Below are 795 nucleotides of genomic sequence, written 5' to 3' on the forward strand. Positions count from 1 at the left end.
CAATCGTTCCCACATTCACGTGTGGCTTTTTTCGTTCAAACTTTTCCTTCGCCATCGGAAAATCTCCCCTTAGAAAGTTCATAATTATGGTGCCCACAACTGGACTCGAACCAGTGACCTCTTCCTTACCAAGGAAGTGCTCTACCGCCTGAGCTATGTGGGCTTGCAAGCATCAGACTGGGTTTGAAGTTTTGACAAACATATTTGGAGCGGGTGATGGGAATCGAACCCACGCTATCAGCTTGGAAGGCTGAAGTTCTACCATTGAACTACACCCGCTTGTCTATTACTTCTTCATAACTGGTGGAGGGGGAAGGATTCGAACCTTCGAAGGCTGAGCCGTCAGATTTACAGTCTGATCCCTTTGACCGCTCGGGAACCCCTCCAAAATGAACGCCATTTTCTTTCACGTAAAGACTAATGTCAAGTACAATAGTGTGAGGACTAGCTTAAACTAAAAGACAGTTGTGGTCTGATCACTGACTGCTTTTCAAATTCTACAGTTTTTTCATGATCTTAATTGCTTTGAAGTATTTACTACTAAAACAAAAGCCATAAAAAAAGCGTGCATAAACCAAAGCACGCTTATACTTTCATATGGTGCTGGCACTAGGAATCGAACCCAGGACCTACTGATTACAAGTCAGTTGCTCTACCAACTGAGCTACGCCAGCATTTTTTTTAATAGAGCAAGCATTATAACTTCTTTCTCTATAATTACAACTAATAAAGCCCTGGCGATGACCTACTTTCACATGGGGAAACCCCACACTATCATTGGCGCTGGTCTGTTTC

General features: G+C 43.1%; 4 tRNA genes. All 4 read right to left on the reverse strand.

From position 1 onward, the window contains the following. Window positions 1–87: 87 nt before the first annotated feature. The 4 genes from E1P04_RS17475 to E1P04_RS17490 all read right to left on the reverse strand — a co-directional run bounded on the left by E1P04_RS17475 (window position 88) and on the right by E1P04_RS17490 (window position 674). Window positions 88–163: transfer RNA gene (locus E1P04_RS17475), tRNA-Thr, on the reverse strand. 42 nt (window positions 164–205) lie between these two features. Further along, window positions 206–279, reverse strand: a tRNA-Gly gene (locus E1P04_RS17480). A gap of 22 nt (window positions 280–301) precedes the next feature. Continuing rightward, window positions 302–386 (reverse strand) — tRNA-Tyr (locus tag E1P04_RS17485). Window positions 387–598: 212 nt separating this feature from the next. After that, window positions 599–674, reverse strand: a tRNA-Thr gene (locus E1P04_RS17490). Between the last annotated feature and the right edge of the window lie 121 nt (window positions 675–795).

Origin of the sequence: Legionella gresilensis (genome assembly GCF_900639865.1) — a bacterium.
Classification (GTDB): Bacteria; Pseudomonadota; Gammaproteobacteria; order Legionellales; family Legionellaceae; genus Legionella_C; species Legionella_C gresilensis.